General features: G+C 66.6%; 1 protein-coding gene. It reads left to right on the forward strand.

Annotation, left to right across the window (positions count from 1 at the left end; genetic code table 11):
• Window positions 1–31 precede the first annotated feature (31 nt).
• Window positions 32–455 (forward strand): EAL domain-containing protein (locus ACNFOC_RS55305; protein WP_416966432.1); only part of this gene is annotated, 424 nt, incomplete at its 3' end.

Raw genomic sequence — 455 nt, forward strand, 5'->3', positions numbered from 1 at the left:
GCATCCGACCCTGGGTACGATTCCGCCGTCGGTGTTCATCGAAGTGGCCGAGCAGAGCGGGCTGATCGAGATCATCGGCCCGAAGGTGCTGCGTGCGGCCTGCATGGAAGCCTCGCAGTGGCCACGGGGTGCGGGCGGCGACGATCTGTTCGTGTCGGTGAACGTATCACCGCGGCAGCTGCGCGGCGGCGAGCTGCCGGCACTGGTTGCACAGTGCCTGCATGAGTCCGGGCTACCGGCCTCGCGCCTGCACCTGGAGCTGACCGAAACCGCAGTGATCGGCGACGAGATGGTTGCCGCGCAGCTGCTGGACAAGCTGCACCGCACCGGCGTGAAGGTCTGGCTGGATGATTTCGGAACGGGCTTCTCCGGTCTCAGCCACCTGCGCCAGGTGCCGGTGGACGGCGTGAAGATCGACAAGAGTTTCGTGGCCGACATGCAGCGCGATCCCGACG

It is taken from the genome of Streptomyces colwelliae (assembly GCF_048158785.1).
Lineage (GTDB): Bacteria > Actinomycetota > Actinomycetes > Streptomycetales > Streptomycetaceae > Streptomyces.